This window comes from Pseudomonas sp. NPDC088368 (assembly GCF_044753445.1).
Classification (GTDB): Bacteria; Pseudomonadota; Gammaproteobacteria; order Pseudomonadales; family Pseudomonadaceae; genus Aquipseudomonas; species Aquipseudomonas bambusae.
Window position 1 is genome coordinate 362,263 of the sequence record NZ_JBIVNG010000005.1, and the last position, 19,911, is coordinate 382,173.

The 19,911-nt window shown below is 57.6% G+C and carries 16 protein-coding genes and 1 tRNA gene; 12 read left to right on the forward strand and 5 right to left on the reverse strand.

Annotated elements, in window-relative coordinates; genetic code table 11:
* Positions 1–230 precede the first annotated feature (230 nt).
* The 5 genes from ACIQAL_RS13355 to ACIQAL_RS13375 all read left to right on the forward strand — a co-directional run bounded on the left by ACIQAL_RS13355 (position 231) and on the right by ACIQAL_RS13375 (position 9,444).
* A complete protein-coding gene (locus ACIQAL_RS13355) occupies positions 231–5,918 on the forward strand; it encodes a DUF4214 domain-containing protein (RefSeq protein ID WP_401145978.1) in 5,688 nt (1,895 codons plus the stop codon).
* A complete protein-coding gene (locus ACIQAL_RS13360; RefSeq protein WP_401145980.1) occupies positions 5,915–6,835 on the forward strand; it encodes a hypothetical protein in 921 nt (306 codons plus the stop codon). Before ACIQAL_RS13355 ends, ACIQAL_RS13360 begins: the two co-directional genes overlap by 4 nt.
* Positions 6,835–8,514, forward strand: a complete 1,680-nt coding sequence (locus tag ACIQAL_RS13365; RefSeq protein ID WP_401145981.1) for a WD40/YVTN/BNR-like repeat-containing protein — start codon at positions 6,835–6,837, stop codon at positions 8,512–8,514. The genes ACIQAL_RS13360 and ACIQAL_RS13365 overlap by 1 nt, the downstream gene beginning before the upstream one ends.
* Positions 8,511–8,981 carry a hypothetical protein gene (locus ACIQAL_RS13370; RefSeq protein WP_401145983.1) on the forward strand — a complete coding sequence of 157 codons (471 nt, stop codon included), beginning with the start codon at positions 8,511–8,513 and terminating at the stop codon, positions 8,979–8,981. The genes ACIQAL_RS13365 and ACIQAL_RS13370 overlap by 4 nt, the downstream gene beginning before the upstream one ends.
* Before the next feature lie 88 nt (positions 8,982–9,069).
* Positions 9,070–9,444 (forward strand): hypothetical protein, encoded by a 375-nt coding sequence (locus ACIQAL_RS13375; protein ID WP_401145985.1) that lies wholly within the window; start codon positions 9,070–9,072, stop codon positions 9,442–9,444.
* 106 nt (positions 9,445–9,550) lie between these two features.
* Here ACIQAL_RS13375 and ACIQAL_RS13380 read toward each other — a convergent pair whose 3' ends face one another.
* Complete coding sequence (locus ACIQAL_RS13380; protein ID WP_401145987.1) at positions 9,551–9,955, reverse strand: Arc family DNA-binding protein; 405 nt, start codon at positions 9,953–9,955, stop codon at positions 9,551–9,553.
* 85 nt (positions 9,956–10,040) lie between these two features.
* Here ACIQAL_RS13380 and ACIQAL_RS13385 point away from each other — a divergent pair, with 85 nt between their 5' ends.
* Genes ACIQAL_RS13385 through ACIQAL_RS13405 form a run of 5 tightly spaced genes read left to right on the forward strand, consistent with a single transcriptional unit; the run spans position 10,041 to position 12,811 of the window.
* Complete coding sequence (locus ACIQAL_RS13385; protein WP_401145988.1) at positions 10,041–10,208, forward strand: hypothetical protein; 168 nt, start codon at positions 10,041–10,043, stop codon at positions 10,206–10,208.
* Positions 10,189–11,127, forward strand: coding sequence for a Bro-N domain-containing protein (locus tag ACIQAL_RS13390; RefSeq protein ID WP_401145990.1), 939 nt, complete (start codon positions 10,189–10,191; stop codon positions 11,125–11,127). Before ACIQAL_RS13385 ends, ACIQAL_RS13390 begins: the two co-directional genes overlap by 20 nt.
* Positions 11,124–11,804, forward strand: coding sequence for a KilA-N domain-containing protein (locus ACIQAL_RS13395; RefSeq protein WP_401145993.1), 681 nt, complete (start codon positions 11,124–11,126; stop codon positions 11,802–11,804). The genes ACIQAL_RS13390 and ACIQAL_RS13395 overlap by 4 nt, the downstream gene beginning before the upstream one ends.
* Positions 11,805–11,858: 54 nt before the next feature.
* Entirely contained in the window at positions 11,859–12,365 is a 507-nt protein-coding gene (locus ACIQAL_RS13400) for a DUF1353 domain-containing protein (RefSeq protein WP_401145995.1), read from the forward strand.
* The gene (locus ACIQAL_RS13405; protein ID WP_401145998.1) at positions 12,365–12,811 is read left to right on the forward strand and encodes a structural protein P5; all 447 of its coding nucleotides are present in this window, start codon (positions 12,365–12,367) and stop codon (positions 12,809–12,811) included. The genes ACIQAL_RS13400 and ACIQAL_RS13405 overlap by 1 nt, the downstream gene beginning before the upstream one ends.
* Before the next feature lie 224 nt (positions 12,812–13,035).
* Here ACIQAL_RS13405 and ACIQAL_RS13410 read toward each other — a convergent pair whose 3' ends face one another.
* Entirely contained in the window at positions 13,036–13,737 is a 702-nt protein-coding gene (locus ACIQAL_RS13410) for an SOS response-associated peptidase (RefSeq protein WP_401146226.1), read from the reverse strand.
* Positions 13,738–13,836: 99 nt separating this feature from the next.
* On the opposite strand from ACIQAL_RS13410, the gene ACIQAL_RS13415 reads away from it, so the two are divergent.
* Together ACIQAL_RS13415 and ACIQAL_RS13420 are read left to right on the forward strand one after the other, a co-directional pair.
* Positions 13,837–14,268, forward strand: coding sequence for a LexA family protein (locus tag ACIQAL_RS13415; protein ID WP_401146000.1), 432 nt, complete (start codon positions 13,837–13,839; stop codon positions 14,266–14,268).
* Positions 14,255–15,535: a Y-family DNA polymerase gene (locus tag ACIQAL_RS13420; protein ID WP_401146002.1), complete on the forward strand. Its 1,281-nt coding sequence runs from the start codon at positions 14,255–14,257 to the stop codon at positions 15,533–15,535. Before ACIQAL_RS13415 ends, ACIQAL_RS13420 begins: the two co-directional genes overlap by 14 nt.
* Before the next feature lie 356 nt (positions 15,536–15,891).
* Here ACIQAL_RS13420 and ACIQAL_RS13425 read toward each other — a convergent pair whose 3' ends face one another.
* The 3 genes from ACIQAL_RS13425 to ACIQAL_RS13435 all read right to left on the reverse strand — a co-directional run bounded on the left by ACIQAL_RS13425 (position 15,892) and on the right by ACIQAL_RS13435 (position 19,898).
* Positions 15,892–17,694 (reverse strand): DUF4214 domain-containing protein, encoded by a 1,803-nt coding sequence (locus ACIQAL_RS13425; protein ID WP_401146005.1) that lies wholly within the window; start codon positions 17,692–17,694, stop codon positions 15,892–15,894.
* Between the two features lie 626 nt (positions 17,695–18,320).
* Positions 18,321–18,396: transfer RNA gene (locus ACIQAL_RS13430), tRNA-Thr, on the reverse strand.
* Positions 18,397–18,692: 296 nt separating this feature from the next.
* Entirely contained in the window at positions 18,693–19,898 is a 1,206-nt protein-coding gene (locus tag ACIQAL_RS13435; protein ID WP_401146007.1) for a methyltransferase, read from the reverse strand.
* Between the last annotated feature and the right edge of the window lie 13 nt (positions 19,899–19,911).

The window sequence follows — 19,911 nt, forward strand, 5'->3', positions numbered from 1 at the left end:
AATACTGATGGCGTGGGAGGCGAAGGTGGACTTCCTCAAGAAAACGAATCCCTGGGGGCAGGCCGAACAGCAAGCGCCCGACGCACAGGCCGTCGCCCGTGACGTGCGGATGGGCTTCCGTGTCGCAGCAAGGACCCGCAAGCAGGGTTGAATACCAATCCTGTCGCAACTGAGCATTACCTCAACTCATCCGGCCATGTGCCGGTTTTTTTATGCCTGGAGAAAAGTGAATGGCTGACGGAGATGTTCAAGGCCTGCTGGTCCGAATTGAAGCCACCACGGCCCAACTCCGTCAGGAAATGGCGCGCGGCGAAGCGGCCGTTGCGCAGAACGCCGGAAAAATCGACTCGAGCCTGGGCAAGGTCGACAAAGCGTTTGATCGTGCGGGCGACAGCGCGAAGACACTGTATGAGGCGATCACCTCAGCTGCATCGTCTTTTGGCGGCTTCAATATCGCTGCGGTCGGATCGATCGCGGGCCTCGTCGCGCTCACCAGCAGCACCATCGACCATGCTCGCGAGGTGAAGAATCTTGCGTCCGTCTCGAACGCTTCTGTCGAAGAATTCCAGCGGATGGCGTACGGCGCTAAAACTGTCGGAATCGAACAGGACAAGCTGGGCGACATTCTCAAAGATGTGAACGATCGCGTGGGTGAATTCATCCAGCGTGGCGGCGGTGAGATGGCGGATTTCTTCAACGAAATCGCGCCGAAGGTTGGTGTTACCGCCGAGCAATTCAAGAATCTTTCCGGGCCTCAAGCCCTCCAGCTTTACTACACATCGCTGGAAAAAGCGGGTCTGAACCAGCAGCAACTGACCACCTATATGGAGGCCATGGGCGACGAGTCCACCGCGCTGATTCCTTTGCTGCAGAGCAACGGAAAAGGCTTCAAAGACTTGGGTGACCGCGCAGAAAAGTTCGGTCTGGTCATCTCCAAGCTGAGTATTGAACGGTTGGTGGATGCTGGTCAGGCGGTGAAGGACCTGCAAGGCACTTTCTCAGGTGCGAGCCAGCAATTGGTGGTCGGGCTTCTCCCTGGTATCGAAAGCGTAACCAAGGGGCTGGCGCACCTGCGGGACGATGGCGGTGCACAGAAGGTAGGGGAGACGATCGCGTTCCTCGCTGAGAATATTGACGTGCTGGCAGCAGCGCTGGGCGGGAAGCTGGCTGCCGCATTTGCTAAGTATGCGATTGATGCGGTGACGTCCGCCGGATTGGCCACGGCAGCATTTCTCCAAAACGTTTCAGCGACGAAAGCTTCCACAATCGCTAAAGCTGAAGAGGCAGCTGTAGCCGCTGAGGGAGCTGCTGCGAAGCTACGTGAGGCAGTAGCGGCTGCCAGTGCAACCACCGCGTTGCAAGCAGAGGCTGTAGCTCGTGTAGCGAACCTCGAGGCAGTCCGGCAGTCCCTGGGCTATCAAGCGGCGTTGGCTGCCGGGTCGGCGGAGGAAACACAGCTCAAGAACTCATTGGCGGCCGTGGAGTTGGAGTTGACCGCCGCACGCACGGCCGAGGCCAAAGCAACCCAAGCGCAAGGCGTGGCGTCTGCTGCGGCTGCTGGCGCAATGGCGCGGGACACGGCGGCGACCCAAGCCAACGCTGCTGCACAAGCTGAGGCGGCTGCAGCCAAAGGGGTTCTGGCGCGCGCGGGAGCGGGCCTGCTCGGGTTACTCGGCGGTCCTGCAGGCATTGCGGCCTTGGCTATCGGCGCCGGTGTCGCCTTCCTCACTATGGGCGGCAACGCTAAAACGGCCGTCACCGGTATGGACGAGCTGAAACGCTCGACCGATGACGTCCGCAAATCGTTTCAGGACCTGGCAAAGGACCAGCAACGCAGTGCGCTGGTAGGTGTCATACGCGAGCAGGAGTCAGCAGCATCGACTGCTGACGAGGCTTTCGCTGCCTTCTTGAAGACCTCCAAACAGGTACTCGGGAGCACGGTCGCCACCCGGATCGCTGGCGATGCCGAGCAAGCGCGGAAGGCAGGGAAAGGCCTCTCAGATACGATCGACGACTGGCAAAAGCGGTTTCACATTCCTGAAGAGGGCATGCGCAGCCTGCAAGATGCAGCCGGGGCGCTTTCGACCGCGGAGCAACGAACGCATCTTCTTGCCGATCGCGCTGCCCTGTATCGCACAGAGCTGGACAAGGGCTCACAGGTCACACAGGTCAATACCGGCCTCACAGCGGACCAGACGCTTGCAGTCAACACGCTGCAAAAGTCGTTGGAGAAGCAGCTCAACACCCTACAGGACAAAACCGCTGTCGACGCTGCCAACCGCGTTCTGACCGACAACAACATCGCGGCGACGAGCAAGGAGGGGCAGGCCCTTCTGACGACTGCGGCCGCCATCGACAAACAGAAAGCGGCGGACCAAGCCGCAGCGAAAGCCAAGTCCGATGCGAACAGCGCGGCGCAGAAGGCAATCAGCCTCTCGGAAGGGCAGCAGAAAGCCCTGACGGATTTGGAGGCCAACGCCCAAATCGCTATTACATCCGCACGAGGCCTTGCGGATGCGTACCTCGCTGGTACCGACAAAAGCCGCGAGCTCACTCTTCAGCAAAAAGTTGAGGAGGCGGTGCTCAAGACTGGCGCCGCGGCCCGCGCCGAGGTTGAAAAGGCGCTTCGAGCGCAGGCTGACGCCGAAGATCGTTTGGCGGTCAGCAAACAGGCCTACGACCTCGGGAAGGAGACGGCAGACCTGATTGCCCAGGCGAAGGCGACCCTTCAAGGTGCCGACGCATTGCAGGCATATAACGTCCAGAAAGCGATGCAGGCGACGCTCGCGAACAAAAACATCGAGGCTGGCAGCAAGGAATATGAGCAGTTGCTCGCCGCGACGAAGGCGCAGCAGGACGCAGTCAAAACCCTCAAACAGGCCGGTGACGCTGGCAGCATCCTCGATCGCCTGTATCCGGAAAGTAAGCTGCTGCGCGATTACACCAACGATCAGAACGCGCTCAACGCGGCGATGAAGCTGTATCCGGAGCGTGCCGACGACTACCGGGCCGCCCTGCAGCGGCTGGGGCTCGAATATGAGGAAAACAAGAACGCTTCCTCAGCATGGGGGAAGTTCACAGAGGGGGCAGTTGATCGTGTAGACAGCGCGTTCGCCGATATGTGGAAGTCGATTCTCGGTAAGTCCGGAAACTTCTTCAGCTCGTTCAAGGACAGCTTTAACCAGTTCTTGGCCGAAGTGCTGCACATGGCGATCACTCGTCCCATCATCGTGCAGATCGGTGCGTCGCTTGGCGTCGGAGGCCTCGCCGCACAAGCAGCGTCTGCTGGCGGGGGCGGAGGCGGTACGGGTGTCGGCTCTCTGCTGAACGGGGCTTCATCGCTGTATAGCGCCGCAACCGGCTGGGGCAAAGCGCTGTACACCGGCTACCAGAGTGGCGGGCTTGCTGGCGCATGGAGCGGTCTCGGCAGTTATTCCTCCGGCGTGCTCGCCGGTTGGGACCAGGCTGCTGGGCAACTGTTCGGGACTATCAGCAACGGCAGCAGCGCGCTGACTTACGCGCCGATCAGTTATCAGGCGGGCAATGGCGCCTTTGCGGGCGCGGGCCAGGCCATTGGTACCTATGCGCCATGGGCGAGCGCTATCGGTGGCGCGTTCATGGGTTATCAGAACTCGGGCGCGAAGGGAGCCGCCGCTGGCGCTGCGGGTGGTTACTTGGGGGCGAAAGGCGGCGCTGCCATAGGCTCGTATTTCGGCCCGATCGGCACAGCCGCTGGTGCGGTCATTGGGGGGCTGTTGGGCTCCATCGGTGGTTCGAAACTGTTCGCGGGCGACTGGGTGACCAAGAACTCAGGCATTCAGCTCGGCGTCAAAGATGGCGACCTCGATGCGTACGCGTTCAAGTACCAGAAAAAGAAAGGCGGCTTGTTCGGCAGTAACAAAAAGCGGACACAGCTGACGGCACTCGACGATCAGCTGCAAGGCCAGCTACAGGATGCATTCGACGGCCGGTTGGATACGGTTTTCGGGCTCTTCGACAAGTTGCACGTGGACGTCAAGGATGGCGCGCTCGATGGCCTGAACATCGCGGCCCAGCAGATCAGCACACAGGATCTGACTTCGGAGCAAGTCACGCAGCTGATTTCAGATTGGTTTGAAGTGCTGGGTAACGAGGCGGTCGGCGCGATCTCGAAGTCGATGAAACTCAACCTCGACGGCTACAACGTCAATCAGCTCACCGACTTCGTCAACAACCTCTACAGCATCAACGACACCTTCAAACTGCTGAACGTCAACGCGCTGCCCGTCTCGATCTGGGGCGGCAAATTGGCTGAGCAGTATGTGGCGCTTGCCGGCGGCATGGAGGCTTTCAATACCGCGACCCAGACTTACTACAACGCGTTTTTCACGGATGAAGAACGGGCGGTGAACACCCTTGCGGGTATCCGGAAGGAGTTTTCTGACCTGAACGTGACGCTTCCTGATAGCAAGGAAGGGTTCCGAGCGATGGTGGAGGGCATCGACAGCACCACCGACGCGGGCCGTCAGCTGTTCATCCAGCTCACGGCTCTGTCCGGCGATGCTGCTACGGCCTACCAAATCCTCAAGCAGCAATCGGACGCCGCGAAGCAGGCGGCCGCAGATGCCGCCCAGCAACTGATCGGAAATGCTTCTGCCGCATTCAGTGGGCTGCAGAGGGCAATCAATGCGCAGAAAACATCGGTCAACGACATGCTAGCCACGGCCAACGCCAATGTAAGCGACCTGACTGCGATCAGCACGAGTTTCAGCAATGCGCTCAAGGCGTTGCGCGGTGACTCGGATAGCGCCGTCAGGATGCTGCGCGCCCAGGCTCAAGCCACTCTTCAAAGTGCGCTCATCCAGGCGCAAGCCGGGAAGTCGTTGGCTGGTTTCGACGGCCTGACGGATGCGCTGGACACGGTCAGCAACAACAACACTGATCTGTATTCCAGCCTGGAGGACTTCAACCGTGATCAGGGCCGCACCGCGAACGTGGTCGCAGAGCTGAACAGGTTGAATGGCAAGCAGCTGACCAGCGCTGAGCAGACGGTCAAGACACTTCAGGACCAGCTCAAAGCACTGGACGACCAGTTGGCGTTCGCTCAAGCCCAGCTCGATGCCTTGAACGGCGTCGACAACTCGGTACTGACCGTGACCGATGCCGTCAAAGCCATGAATGCGGCGGTTGTCGCTGCAATTGCAGGTTTGAGCGGCAAGGGCACCGCGGCGAACAACGGCGTTCTGATCGATTCGGTTTATCAGGACGTGCTTGGCCGGAACGCCGACAAGGACGGGAAGGCGTACTGGCAGGGGCAGGTTGCGTCGGGCGCGCTTGGACTGGACCAGTTGCCCGGTGCGATCAAGAACGCCGCCGCAGAAGACGCCATCAAAAACGCTTACACCTCCGTCCTCGGGCACTCCGCAGATGCGGCAGGCGCGAAGTATTGGGCTGACCAGGTGTCGTCCGGCGCATTGACCGTGGCGCAGTTGGCCGAAGCCATCAAGAACGCGGCCGCTGCCAACGGCAGTCTTCCAGGCCATGCCACAGGCGGATTGATCACCGGGCCTGGCACCGGCACAAGCGACAGCATCGTGGCTCGCCTATCGAACGGCGAGTACGTGATGACAGCCGCGGCCACACGGATGTTCGGTACCGGGCTGCTCGACCAGATGAACGCAGGGCAAATCCCTGCGTTCGCCTCGGGCGGTCCAGTTCTATCTGTCCCGACGATTGGGGCGGTGGCGTCATCAAGCGCTCAGCGAAGTGGCTCCTCGGATGGAACAACCGTCGCCGAGCTGAGAGCGATCCGGGACGAGATCCGCAACGGTCTTTCCGTCCTGGCCGATCATGCGCGTAAAACCAGCGACAACACCGGCCAGCTCGCAGAGGTCGGCACTCAAGTTGTGGGGACTGTTCAGACCAAGGTGGTTGCATGAGCCAAATGATTGTTGTGCCAGGTTTGGAAATAACTCCAGCCCGCTTGGTGCAGAGTTCGCTGCCAGATATGGATTACGGGGCGTGGAACAAGGACACCGCCTACAAAGTCGGCGACAGGGTAACGATCGACCGGATCAATTACGAATCGGTAGCAGCGCACACGAATCGCAACCCTGTGACCGACACGGTCAGTCCGGCGGCATGGTTTGTAGTGGGATGGGTCAACAAGTACCGAATGTTTAACAAGCAGATCGGCAACACCTGGGCTATTGGAACATTCACCTCAAATCCCGAAAGTATCGATCTCACTATCAGACCCGGCAAGCGCGTGAACTCACTGGGTCTGGTCGGCGTCGTCGCGTCCAGCGTCCGGGTGGTGGTGACGGTCCCAGGGAGCCCCGCTCCGATCTACGACAAGACTTTTGCCATGACGAAAAAGAAGGGGGTGGGCTGGTACCAGTTCTTCTTTGGAAAGTTTGCCCGGCGAGACAACTTGGCGGTTCTCGATCTGCCACCTGCAGGTAATGCGGACGTGCGGTTGATCGTTAGTGCGCCGGGTCGTACCGCCCAAATCGGGATGCTCATTCTCGGCTGGTCAGTAGTCATCGGGACGGCGGTGTATGACACGACGCTCGGGCGCAAGAACTACACCACCGTCAAGGAGGAATTCGACGGCAGCATCACCATGACCAAGCACGGGAAGCGAAGGTTGGTGAACTACCAGATCGTCATGATCGGCGATGAAGTCTCCAGCGCGCTGCAAACACTTGATGAGCTGAGCGATACCGCCGCGCTCTACGTCGGCTCGTCCGAGCTGGATTACACAATCATCGCCGGTACGTACGAAGACCTCAGTGTTGGACTCCCTACCTACGGTATGGGAACCCAGAACCTTTCTGTCAGGAGCCTGAATTAATGGCCGCCCCACAACCACCGCAGCTCACGTTGTTCCCCGATCCTCCGCTGCTTACTGACGATGAAGACACCTACAACGCCAAGGCTGGCGACACCGTAATTGCTCAGCAGAAATTCATCCCTGAGATCAACTATGCGCTGACGTGGATCGGTCAGCAGGTATCTGCTGTCGATGGGTACCGGCAGTCGGCGGCTACCAGCGCAGGGAGCGCGGCGGACTCAGCAGGCGCCGCTGACTCTTCCAAAAAAGCGGCAGCCCAATCTGCACTCGATGCGACCAGCAATGGCAAAGCTCAAGTCGATCTTGCGAAGAATCAGGTGACGCTCGCCCAGCAGGCGGCCACGGCAGCACAGTCCGCCGCTCAGGCAGCTGGCGCTGCTGCGGGCCTGCCCGGTGGGCGCGTGCCGTTCACGGTTTTGCAGATCAACAGCGCGGGGAACGTGTCATGGGGTGATGGCCTGATCGACAAGACCAGCGCCGTGCCAGGCCAAGCGCTGATGCTCGGCACCGGCAAGACACCGCAGTGGGCATTCCCCGGCCAGCAGATCGGTGACGTGCTGATCTCTGCAAGGAACCCCGGCGCGCTATACCTACCGGCGGATGGTGGAATCCGGTTGCAGTCTGCTTATAGCGAGCTGTTCGCGAAGGTTGGGTTGATCGGGGGTGGCGTAGGGCTGAGCTGGCCTGAAGTTGATTCAGGCGGTCCATCAGGGATCGGCAACAACTCTTTTGGCGCGAGCCAAGCGGGTACGGTCCTTGCGACATTCAACGGCACTGCATCTTTGCGCAGATCCACAAATCGCGGGGTAAGCTGGGCTACGGTTGCGTTGCCAAACAGCAATATCAACTCTTCGATGGACACCGATGGGCAGGGTACGTGGATTATCGCCGGTACGGGGACACAACTTCTCAGAAGCACAGACGACGGCCAAACTTGGCAGCCAGTAACTGTAACGGCAGCACCTTCAGGTTACACATGGAACAGAGTTAAATATTGCGGGGCTAACACATGGGTTGTAGGGTCCAATGGAGGATCAGGCCAAGGAATAAGAAGCACTAATAACGGAGCAAGCTTCGGAGCTATAGATTTCGGGCACGGGGGCGCGACCATAGCCATTGAGTCTAACGGCAAAGGTGTAATGCTTGCCCAAGGGCCAAACCTTCGCAAGAGCACAAATTATGGTGCCACATGGGTAGCTGGGCCAACCATCAGCGGCCAGGCGATTTCCATTAGCACTGATAAAAACGGTACGTGGGTCCTCACCACTGGCGCGACTTCAAATGGCGTTTACCGAAGTTTGGACGATGCCATGTCATTCTCCGTATTTCCTGTCGCGGGATATAGCACGGGGCCGTTTTGGTGGGTGTTTATTGCTTATGGATTTATTTTTGTACGAAGAAGCACGGTTGACGCTATTCAAAAGTTACAGGTTTATATAGGGAACGGCGTTTGGCAAAACGTAAACGATAGCGTTTTGGTAAACGGTCAGGGCAGCGGAGGCTTTCAGATAGTAGACGCTGGGAACGGCGTTCTAGTCGGCAATAGTCAGAATTCAAACGGCAAATTGGTAATAGCTACTCCGCAATTTCCGTACGACACATCTACTCAATTTGCGTTGCCTCTCATAAACGCTACGTCTGGAACTGCGGCTTACATCAAAGCTAAGGAGCTCGCATGATCCTTTATCAATGGGACGCCGCTGGATTTTTCATCGGCCAACAGGAAGTAGACGAGGACGGCGCGCTCCCCCAGCGCAGCACGCCGACCAAACCGCCAAAGCTCACCGGAACACAGGTGGCGCGCTGGGCCGGGCAGGGCTGGGAGAAGCTGGCAAAGGCGCCTGATCCAGATCCGGTGCAGGAGCTCGTCGAGGCTGTGATTTCCCGATACGAGGAGGCGGTTCAGAATCAGCTCGATTCGGCAGCGAAGGGGCGCGGCTATGACAGCCTGTTCACAGCCATCTCTTACGCTGAGGAGCCTGCCGTTCCGCGCTTCCAGGCAGACGGCCAGGCCTTCCGCCGCTGGCGCTCGCTGGTGTGGGATTACGCGCATACTGAGCTGAACGCAGTGCTGGCGGGCGAGAAGCCCCAGCCCGACCTTGACACCTTCCTCGTAGGAATGCCAGCGCTGGAGTTGCCTGTTTAGGCTTGGCCGTAATGGGATCGTGAGAGTGCATTTGTAAAAGGTCCATGCCGACAATATCCTGATGGCTCTATCCAGATAGGTGCCATGCATGCCAGCTTTTCGCTCTGCCGACATAGAGACATTCGCCAAAACCCACCCGGCCCAATACAACGAACTGCGTGCGCATTCATTCAATTTCATCGAGTTCGTGAACTCAGAGGAGGCGTTCACGAACATGAGAGTGGTGACTGACGCACTCGAGCTTCCGGCAATCGCGGGGATCGTCAAGGTTTGCGGTGAAGCGATCTTGAACACTGAGCCCAACAAAAAGCGTCTCACGTTGAAGAGGTCGATCGGCACGCTGGTGTGCGCGGTGATGGAAGCGAACGGATACGCGAAAACTGGAATCCAACGGGCTGTGCCGCCCATTCCTGAGCGCATCTTTCTTGCTGCTGAGGTATATCAGAGAGCGGACTGGACCTGACTTAAACCCTTCAGCACGCCGACTCTTGTGTGATGGTTCGCGTCCGTCATTTGCTGGCGTTGTATTGCCATGAACGCGGTCACAAGGTACCAACGCTTTGCTGACGCTACTCTTTAGGGTAGCGTTTGCGCGGTTTGGGCCCCTTGCTTCCCCGCGGTACTACTTCCTCTCCTTCTTCTTCATATTTACCAATGTAGCGAAGCGCCTTGATCATCGCCGACATGATTTTTTCTTCCTGTGCGCTCAGGGGGGCGTCGAGGCCGATGAGCAAACGTTCCCTATGGATCTTCGTGGTCACCTGATCACTGGTGTAAGGAACGTAAAACGCATGATTAGGGTCGAGTCGTTCCCGATCACTGACCCCCATTTCGTCAACATCGCCAACGCTTTTTTCAAGCCTATCGACAATTTCTGCGGTGAGCGACCGGCGGTTTTGCTTAGCCAAAGCCTCGAGTTCCTCCTTGAGAGGCTTCGGGATTCTTAAATTCACTTGGGGATCTATTCTGCTCATCTTTGAATGATGAAGCACCGTGCTATTGACTGCAATAAAGCACGGTGCTTAAATTGACATAAAGCACGGTGCTTAGGAGGGCGTTATGAAGGTGCGAGATATGGCGCAGGTGATTTTGCGGATTGAACCAGAGGTTAAGGCATGGCTGGAAAAGAAAGCGAAAGAGGACGAGCGCAGCCAAAATTGGCTTGCGGCGAAAGCTCTCAGAGAGGCAATGCAGAGAGATGGGCTAAATGAACGCCCTTTGGCATGAAACGAAGAAGCCCCGGCGTGTACGAGACGCCAGGGCTTCAGGAAACGAGATCAACTTCGAGGAAGAAATCGTCATGGTCGAGAATATCACAGATGTAACGGCTTTCATCCTGTTCAGGTTCGACCAGCAGCAGGTTCGCACTTTGCTAATCGACGGCTCGCCCTGGTTTGTAGCAACTGACGTCTGTGATGCACTTGCGATCGTCAACACCGCTCGCGCCTTGAGCCGCCTGGACGATGATGAAAAGGGTATTCACAGTATGAACACCCCTGGCGGCAGGCAAAATATGAGCGTCGTAAATGAATCAGGTCTTTACTCGCTGATTCTCACTAGCCGCAAAGTTGAAGCCAAACGCTTCAAGAAATGGGTGACTGCCGAGGTGCTGCCCGCCATCCGCAAACACGGTCGGTACGAAGACCATGGCAAGATGGCAACGCTCTTAAATGAGCTCATCAGTATGAGCGAACTGAACGTCATCAAGGGCTTGATCCGCGATAAAGCCAAGGCGGTTGCGCCTGACCTGCGCCAAGGGTTCCAACTGGTGATGCATAACCGGCTCCATACTCGGTTCAACGTCCCACGTACGGAGATGATTCCCGCGAGCCAGTTCGACCAGGCCTGCAACTTCATCGGCAGCTATGCGCTCGAGGGAGAGTACCTGCCTCACCAGTCTATCAACATTCCTGAAAAGCTCAGCCACACGGAACGCTACTTGGTGAGTGCCGGGGCAAACGGAGAAAGGCAGATCACATCTGTGCCTTTTGATGCGTGCATCATGACGATTCCCAAGTTCATGGCCTTGCTCGGTGAATCTGGTGGGCTAATGGTCAGCACCGACGATTTGTTCTCAGCTGTTCTGGCTATCACGGATCGGCTGCGCGGACGAAGTACCGCCGAGATGCGGAGGGTCGCAGCATGAGCGCTCTGGTCATTGCGGGTATCGAGATTCATCAAGATCAGGATAGTCGTTTCAGCCTGAATGACTTCCATCGCGCAGCTGGTGGGGAAAAACGTCATGCGCCAAATGAATGGATGAGGATTGGGCAGGCTAAGGAACTGGCAGAAGAAATTGGCAAAACGGGAATTCCCGGTTTGAGGACTGCTCGCGGCGGTCGCGCTCCCGGCACTTATGCCTGCAAAGAACTGGTATATGCATACGCGATGTGGATAAGCCCTGCGTTCAGCCTCCATGTGATTCGCTCATTCGACTCTATCGCTGCTAATGACGGCATGACTTCGAAACAGCTGACTCACGACGAATCTGCCGTTGCGTTCGCAAAGCTAGCGCTTGAGCACCTACCAAACCTGGGTGATACCAGTAAGCAGGCATTACTGAGTCATGTATCGGAGCTCGCATATGGGCAGCGCCTCCTTCCATTGCCGAAGGTCGAGGAAGCTCTACTGTCAGCGGGGAAGGTGGGTGAGCTGTTAGGCGTTTCTGGAAATAAGATCGGCCGTCTGGCGAACGCGAACGATATGAAGATTGCTGCCTATGGGGAATTCCGCCTGGACAAATCCCGGCACAGCAGCAAGCAGGTTGAGACCTTCCTTTATAACGGTGCAGCGATTGAGCGGTTCCGTGTACTGCTGAGCTAAATCTACCCTCAAATCCATAACCCGCTTCGGCGGGTTTTCTGCGTGGAGATACGCATGCTGCCACCGCCAGGTAAGTTTGATACTCATCCGGCTGTTCGCTTCACAAGCCGATGGAATGTGGCCACCCAGGAACAGATGAGCTACAGCGATCTGGTGCGCGGGGTGCTGACTGTGCCCACCGACTTCGACAGCGACCTGGCCTCTATCCGCATCCTGCGAGAGGTTTGCCGGTGGGCTGCTATCGGCGCGCTGATTGGGTGGGTCTTCGCTTGGGGCTGGCTGGCCGCGGCGCTCCTGGTTGTGGCCATCGTCACCCTAGCGCTCTACGGGCTGCTCGCTGGCTACGGAATGCGCGCCGCGATCCTGCACGACTGGCTTTACACCACGGGCGTGCTGCCCCGTGCCGACTGCGACGCGGTGTTCTACCGCGCGCTGACAACCGGGGACGGCACGGCTCGATGGCGGGCCTCAATCTTCTGGCTGGGCGTCAGGCTCGGCGGATCAACTTCGTACACCAAGACCCCGGCCAAGGCCGGGTTTTTTACGCCTGGAGAAAAGTGATGCCACAAGTTACCCGAGGGGTACGCAACAACAACCCCGGCAACATTGATTACAACCCACGCAACCAATGGCAGGGCCAGCTCGGTCCAGATCCGGCTATCGAGAAGCGGTTTGCCCGGTTCGACAGCGTGGAAAACGGTATTCGGGCGCTGGCCAAGTTGATCCTGGCCTATCGGGGAAAAGACGGGATGCCTGGAGTGGGCGGTGCGGGTATCGATACGGTGCGCGAGGTGATCAATCGCTGGGCACCGAGCGGTGAGAACGACACCGAATCGTACATCAAGGCCGTCGCCGCCAGCGTGGGCGCGCAGCCCAATCAGCCGATCGACATTCGAAATTTCCGTACGCTCATCGCGCTGACCACCGGGATCATCCAGCACGAAAACGGCAGCGTACCTTACGCGCCGCAGGTGATCGCTGAAGGGGTGCAGAGAGCGCTGGCATGAGCGAAATCAAAACCAGAGGCCGCTGCCTGCGCCGGAGCGCCGACGGGGCGCTCTGGTTTTCTGCCCGGGCTGCAACGAGGCGCACAGCATCACCGCCAGCTCGCGCAACACGCTCGATTCGAACTGGGGCTGCAACGGAAATCTGGAAAGGCTGATGGATACGCGGGAGGAGTGGCGTCAGCGTTTATAGCAAGTCGTCAGGCCAGATTTGCCTACGAGCGGTCTTACTCCTCCTTGAGCGGTTCGATCAAGCGCTCACCCTGATTACGCACATTCCCCACATCCTTGCTGACCTCGAACCACGTGAATTCTTCGGTCGGGCGGCAGCATTCCTTGGCGATCTCGGCGGCGCGCTCCGGTGTGGTTTCGGGATCGACCCATTCCCGCGCATGCTCCGGGCTCAGCACCACTGGGCGCCGGTCGTGAATGTCCACCATCCCCTGATCAGAATCCGCAGTGATGATAACAAAGCCGTCCTGTGGATCCGGCTCCAAACCCTGATGCACCTCCGCCAGCGCGGCGAAGAACATTGGGCCTTCGACCTTCAGCCTGATGAAATAGGGCTGTTTCTTCTTCGGGTCCTCCGGGTCTTTGACCCACTCAAACCAGCCGTTTGCCGGGGCTAGCGCGCGCCCATTTGGCCACAGCTGCTTGAAGTACTTCCCAGTCATCACCGTCTCGACCCTGGCGTTTATGGGTGCGGGGCGTTTCGCGTCCTTCTTCGCCCAGAACGGCGACCATCCCCACTTCACCTTATCCACGCTCAACCCGCCTTCTGTCGGACGGATGATTTCAACTCGGGTCGACGGCGCGACGTTGTAGCGCTCGATCGGCCAAAGGTCATAGCCGTTGATGACCAACTGCTCTGGCGCGAGCTCTTTCAGGTAGTGATCCATCGACTCGTAGATCGAGTAGCGTCCGCACATGATGTCACCCGTCGAAATTTTCCCAATATCAGATTGACCGCAGAAGAACCAGAACGTTAACTGTATATGCATACAGTCATCCACTCACAGGTTCGCATCATGAGCGTCACGATCCTTGGCCCTTTGGCCGGCTCCGGCCAGAAAATTCCCCTTTACGGCTTCAAGGTTCCGGCGGGCTTCCCGTCCCCGGCCGCCGACCACATCGAAAAGCACATCTCCCTCGATGAGCTATTCGATATACGCGCGCCTCATGTGTACCTGGTGAAAATAGAAGGCGACAGTATGCAAGGGGCCGGGATCTTTTGCGGCGATCTGGTTATCGTCGATCGCAGCCTGAATGCGGTGCACGGGGATATCGTGATCGCCTCGGTGAATGGGGAGCCTGTGTGTAAGCGTCTGCACAAGCTCGGCAACACAATTATCCTGATGTCGGAGAACAGCAAGTTTCCTTCGCGGTACATCATGGAAGGCGATGAACTGATGATGTGGGGCGTTGTGAAATACAGCGTTCGCGATCATGACCACGCCTGAGCCGGTCTTCGCCCTGATCGACTGCAACAGTTTCTATGCCAGCTGTGAAAGGGTCTTTCGGCCCGACCTCGCCAAGACCCCGATTGTGGTGTTGTCGAACAACGATGGCTGTGTCATTGCGCGCAGTTACGACGCCAAGCCTTTTGTGAAAATGGGTCAACCATATTTTCAGATCAAAGATCACCTGCGCCGACACGGTGTCGTAGCGTTCAGCAGCAATTACGCGCTGTACGGCGACATGAGTGAGCGGGTGATGACAGTCATCGAGTCGATGGTTCCTGCGCTGGAGGTGTACAGCATCGATGAAGCATTTGCAGATCTGACCGGTATTCCCGGCGACCTGACCGCCTTCGGCCGCAAGATCCGCGAAACCATCTATCAGAGGACTGGTATCCCTGTGGGGGTCGGTATAGCGCGGACAAAAACTCTGGCAAAGCTGGCGAATCACACGGCGAAGCGGCTGCTGTCGAAAACGGGCGGCGTGGTCGACATCTGCGACCCGTTCAAGCGCGACTGGACTTTGCGGAATACTGACGTCGGAGAGGTATGGGGTGTCGGCAAGCGGATGAAGGCGCACCTTGAAAGCATGGGGATCAAGACCGCGATGGACCTGGCCAACGCCGATGCATGGACCCTGAGGAAGAAATTCAGTGTGGTCATCGAGAAAACCGCTCGCGAGTTGGCCGGCACGCCCTGCCTTGAGCTAGGCGAGGCCGACCCGCCGAAACAGGAGATCTGCTGCAGCCGAATGTTCGGCACCCGGCTGACCGAGATTGATCCGATCAAAGAAGCGGTAGCCACGTACACACAGCGCGCGGCGGAGAAGCTGCGCGCCCAAGGCTCCATGTGCAAAAAGATCCGTGTCAGCATTCGCACGGGCATGTTCAACCCTGAAGAGGCCAAATACGCGAACGGCGCTCTGGTTGAACTGCCATATCCCACCAACGATATCCGGCTGATGACCAAGGCCGCATCCGAGGCGGTCAATCGACTGTTTCGACCGGGCTTCAAATACAGCAAGGCCGAGGTGTTGCTGATGGATCTGCGGCGGCCTGGCGAATTTACCGATGACCTATTTGCCCAGTCGCAACCGGCCGAAGCTGAAAAAGTGATGAGCGTCCTCGATGAGATCAACGGACGGTGGGGAAGGGGGACGTTACGTGCGGCGAGTGTGCCGGCGGACCCCGCATGGGCTATGCGGCGAGATCTTATGAGTCAGAGTTTTACGACAAAGCTGGATCAGCTCTGGACAGTAAAAAGTAACTGATAAAATGGGCTCTGATGAAGCGATCCAACCCGCGTGTGGCCCTCATCCATAAACTGAGACCCATTGCTCAGGCATGTAATGCAAACGGACAAAGATGAGCTGCCCCCATGCTGTCTACTTGCCATTTGGGGGGCGCGCAGGTAGAGTGTTCTCGACTGTCTCCAATAGTCGAAGTCGATACTGGAAAACCCTGCACCTTGACGAAGGTGCAGGGTTTTTTTTGCCTGAAATTTCTTGATCCCGGCGTAACTGTTCAACTTATCGGATTTCGCTAATAAAAAAACCCGCCTTTTTAGGGCGGGTTTTTATTCAGCTAGAGGCCCAAAGGCCTGTAGCTGATACAACCATCTAGCTAATTAAGCAGCTACGTGGTTGCTGGTGATAACGCCGTTCGCGAAGCTCACGTCCGACAGGGAAGTGATACCTGTCAGAGTGATTACAGCGACGTTGTCGGTAGTGCCGGTGCCAGCAGTGTGACCAACTGCGTTGGTCTCAATGTTGACGCTTACGGTACCGTTTGTAGCTTGAGTGAAATACACTTCTTTAGCTGCAGTGTTGGTGCCGATAGCATAGCCATCGGTACCTACAGTCACAGCGGAGTTGAAGGTGTAGCCTTCACCAACATAGATCGCATCACCCTTGTTGAAAGCGGTGATGGTGAAGTCGTTGGCAGTAGCAGTACCAGTGGCAGTACCGAAGAAGAACAGGTCAGCTTTAGCGGTGCCGTTTACAGTCGCGTTGTTAGCAACTGCAGCTTCGTCGTGAGCGTAAGCGTTCACGCCGGTGGTGATACCGTTCAGAGCGGTCTGGGTATCGGTAGCAACTGCTTGAACAGCATCGTGCGCGGTGATTTCAGCGTTTGCTTCAGCAACCAGCGCGTCAGCAGCTTGTGCGTCAGCAACGATTTTTGCAGCGCTAGCGCTGGCTTCGGCAGCGTTGACATAGGCAGTACCAACAACACCTTCAGCGGCAGTCAGCTTAGCATCAGCAGCGTTGAACGCAGCTTGTGCAACGCCGTCAGTTTTCACGCCAGCGTACGTAGTTGCGAACACGCCAGTGTTGAAAGCAGCGTCGATCTTGGCCAGGGTGGCAGCGTCCGCAGTGCTGATTGCGGTGAACAGTGCGTCAGCGCTAGTAATTGCAGTACCACCAGCAGCAACGTAAGCGTCGCTAGCAGCGGTGAATGCGGTTTGGTTGGTGGTGATCACGCCCTGCAGAGCAGCGGTATCGGTATCGATCTGACCGGTAGTCGGCGCAGTAACTGCGGCCTTCGCGGTGACAGCGTCGTTGTAAGCGTTGATTTCGGTAACAGCGTCTGGATGAGTGCTAACCAAGTTAGCGCGAGCGGTAGCCAGAGCAGTAGCTGCGGTCGATGCATCCAACTGCAGTTGAGCGGTCGAACCACCGATTTCAGCGCGCAGTGCAGTGGCGTTGGTCAGCGCAACAGAAGCTTCATCGTAGCTGATTGCGTCGTCGCCGTCAGTATCGGTGATGTCGTCCAGAGATGCGTTGTAGTCAGCGTTCAGCGCAACGACTTTGTCATTCAGCGCGGTCAGCGAAGCAACTTTAGAGGCTTCATACGAAACGACTGCAGCGTCAGCTACGACATCTGCCTTGACGATTGCCACGCCAGCTGGGATCGCCAGGCCGGACAGAGTACCGTCGCCCAGATGACCCAGAGCAGTAGTAACGGTAGCCGGATCACCAGTTACGCCGGTGATGATGGACTTAGCATCAGCAGAAGCGTAGTTGGAGCCAGCAGTCGAAGTGTAAACCTCAGCAACCAGAACCTTGTTAGCCACGACTTTAGCGTCGGAAGCCGAAGCGCCATTAACGAAAGCTTGCAGCAACTGGTCGGTGTTAACGGAAGCGCCGCCGCCGGTGGTCCAGTAAGCCAGGCCAGCTGCGTCAGCCGAGTGGCCGAACAACTGCAGGTAGATCTTGGAAACTGTTTCGCTGCGAGTCAGCCCAGCGTATGCATCAGCGTACTCAGGTTGCTCATTAACGAAGTTAGCGCGCAGATTTTCCAGAGTCAGGGTAGCTGGGGCGGTAGTCGAACCGTTCAGTTCGTTCAGCCAGTAGTCCAGACCAGCTTTGTCGGCGGCGCGACCCAGGTAAGCGACATACAGCTGTTGTACTTGTGCAGAAGTAATAGCCATTACGGTTTCATCTCCAATATGAGTCGATATTCCAACTCAGGCATCCACCCGGATCGAAGGTCAATCGACCTTCAGCCTGATTGCCACCCCCAGGGTGGTGGCGATTTATGAGACAGCGAAAATCGCCGACATCTCAATCAGCGTCTCTGGATAGGTCATTTTTTAACCGCTTCAAAGACATAGCTGACAGTTGCTCGCGGATCATACATGGCAAAATGGCTCCAAAACAATAGGAGAAATCTCCCCAAATATGCCGCCTACATATGTCGTCCGTCACAACCTAAACTGAAGTGATGGCATTTTGAAAGATTCATTCGATCTATGAGTAGTTCCAGAGTGCCGACCAGCGGGCGTTTCCTTGACGCTGGGTGTCAAAAAATACCCCTCATAGAGCCGTCGCGCGGGGGCGGTTCGTCGCCGAAAAAATCATCGGCGGGGCTACCTATATAGAAGAAGGAATTGAATCCAGACAGGCCGTCGGTCAGGGATGCAGATGACAGCCGACCGGTGGTCATGGCTGTGGATAAAATTTTGGGCCTGAGAAAGGAGAGCGCCGAATTGTACGTGCATTTGTACGTATGGCAGAAAAACAAAAGGCCCGCATTTCTGCGAGCCTTTGTTTTGTATGGTGCCGGCACCAGGAGTCGAACCCGGGACCTACTGATTACAAGTCAGTTGCTCTACCAACTGAGCTATACCGGCGTTGTGGGCGCTGATTATAGGGATTTGATCGGGCGAGTAAAGCCCTAATTCAAGTTTTTTTACGAGGCTTATGACCTGTCGCGATTACCGTTATTCACAAGCGGTCCATCGAGCTCGTGGCGAATGGCCGTTTTGTGGAACTCTTCTCATTCGTTCGCAAGCTACTGTTTTTTCAAAAATTTAACACGTGATCAAAAAATGACCAGTCGTGCAAATCGTTTGCGAATCAGGTTTTCTGTGTGTTCGTGGGATTTTCGTCAACAGAGTTATCCACAGGGCATCGTGCCGCCAGCGGGTCATTTCCGTTCGGCCAGGATGAGCAGGTTTCGAGGTGTGATGTGTGATGGGCAAAACGTACCGATCCGCACTTCGTAACCGCGTTGTTGCAGGTAAAGGGCGCGGTCGAGGGTGAGCCAGAGTTCGAGGGGGCGGCGGAAGAGGTTGCGGACCAGTTCGAGGTTGCGGACTTCGGCCAATCGTTGCCAGCCGGTTGCTTCAAGGGCGGACCAGTCTCGGTTGCCGGGCTCGGGCAGTTGTTTGAGCGCGGCGAGGTCGCGGCAGTAGTCGTTGAAGGGCTTGTCGAGCCAGGCGCTGGGGAGCGAGGGCGTTGGCAGGTAGTTGTCGATGCCGCGCAGTTGGCGTTGCAGCAGGTCGAATGCCAGCCTGCGGGCCATGGAGATGTCGCGCTGGCGACGAACGCGGGCGCCTGCGGTGACGGTTTCGCTGAGGGGCAGGCCGAGGTCGTCGAGTGACAAGCTGAGGTTTGATGCCTGACCTTCGTTTGACAGGGCTTGGTAGTGGTCACTGGCGATGCGGTTGTAGCAGCAGGGGGCGATGGCTATCTGTTGGCAGTCTGCCTCGCTCGCGAGTTGCATGAGGCGCACGTGGAGGTCGCCGCAGGCATGGAGGGCGACGGGGGTGTGGTGGGCTGCGAGTTGGTGGGCCGCCGTTTCGGCCATGACGTCTTGATGCAGATGCGCCGCCTGAACGCCGAGCTTGTGGCTGAGTTGCCGACCTGCTTCAACCAGCGTGGCATCGTATTCGAGGCAGGTCAGGGCCTGGCCATCGTGTGCGAGTCGTCTGCCAAGGTGGCCTTTGCCGGAGCACCAGTCGAGCCAGTGCGTGGGCGCTTTCCGAAAGCTCAGACTGCTGGCGAAGGCTTCGATCTGTTGCCATTTGCGACCGGGCACGTCGACGCTCATGCGTGAGGAGATGGCGTTCAGAGCGTGGGTCGGCAGGGCGTCGATTTCGCTAAGCGCTTTGGATTCTCTGGCGAGCTGCGCGAAGGGCTCTGGCGCGTCGAGGGTTTCTGGATGGTTGTGGGCCGCTTCGGCCTCTTCCAGCGAGCGCTGGCGCAGCCATGTGGATAACGCCGGGTGTTCGGCTTCCCACGGCAAATGGCGATGGGTGAAGGGTTTCGGCCGCCACAGGTGTTGATGCGCGAGCAGGAAGGCGTCGAGCGCGAGGAAGCGGGATGTGAGGTCGGCGGTATGCGCGGGCATGGGCTGGGCGGTG

Excerpts from the sequence above, each read along its gene's own strand:
- ACIQAL_RS13355 (WP_401145978.1), top strand. The coding sequence starts at position 231 with ATGGCTGACGGAGATGTTCAAGGCCTGCTGGTCCGAATTGAAGCCACC.
- ACIQAL_RS13360 (WP_401145980.1), top strand. The coding sequence starts at position 5,915 with ATGAGCCAAATGATTGTTGTGCCAGGTTTGGAAATAACTCCAGCCCGC.
- ACIQAL_RS13365 (WP_401145981.1), top strand. The coding sequence starts at position 6,835 with ATGGCCGCCCCACAACCACCGCAGCTCACGTTGTTCCCCGATCCTCCG.
- ACIQAL_RS13370 (WP_401145983.1), top strand. The coding sequence starts at position 8,511 with ATGATCCTTTATCAATGGGACGCCGCTGGATTTTTCATCGGCCAACAG.
- ACIQAL_RS13375 (WP_401145985.1), top strand. The coding sequence starts at position 9,070 with ATGCCAGCTTTTCGCTCTGCCGACATAGAGACATTCGCCAAAACCCAC.
- ACIQAL_RS13380 (WP_401145987.1), bottom strand. The coding sequence starts at position 9,955 with ATGAGCAGAATAGATCCCCAAGTGAATTTAAGAATCCCGAAGCCTCTC.
- ACIQAL_RS13385 (WP_401145988.1), top strand. The coding sequence starts at position 10,041 with ATGAAGGTGCGAGATATGGCGCAGGTGATTTTGCGGATTGAACCAGAG.
- ACIQAL_RS13390 (WP_401145990.1), top strand. The coding sequence starts at position 10,189 with ATGAACGCCCTTTGGCATGAAACGAAGAAGCCCCGGCGTGTACGAGAC.
- ACIQAL_RS13395 (WP_401145993.1), top strand. The coding sequence starts at position 11,124 with ATGAGCGCTCTGGTCATTGCGGGTATCGAGATTCATCAAGATCAGGAT.
- ACIQAL_RS13400 (WP_401145995.1), top strand. The coding sequence starts at position 11,859 with ATGCTGCCACCGCCAGGTAAGTTTGATACTCATCCGGCTGTTCGCTTC.
- ACIQAL_RS13405 (WP_401145998.1), top strand. The coding sequence starts at position 12,365 with ATGCCACAAGTTACCCGAGGGGTACGCAACAACAACCCCGGCAACATT.
- ACIQAL_RS13410 (WP_401146226.1), bottom strand. The coding sequence starts at position 13,737 with ATGTGCGGACGCTACTCGATCTACGAGTCGATGGATCACTACCTGAAA.
- ACIQAL_RS13415 (WP_401146000.1), top strand. The coding sequence starts at position 13,837 with ATGAGCGTCACGATCCTTGGCCCTTTGGCCGGCTCCGGCCAGAAAATT.
- ACIQAL_RS13420 (WP_401146002.1), top strand. The coding sequence starts at position 14,255 with ATGACCACGCCTGAGCCGGTCTTCGCCCTGATCGACTGCAACAGTTTC.
- ACIQAL_RS13425 (WP_401146005.1), bottom strand. The coding sequence starts at position 17,694 with ATGGCTATTACTTCTGCACAAGTACAACAGCTGTATGTCGCTTACCTG.
- ACIQAL_RS13435 (WP_401146007.1), bottom strand. The coding sequence starts at position 19,898 with ATGCCCGCGCATACCGCCGACCTCACATCCCGCTTCCTCGCGCTCGAC.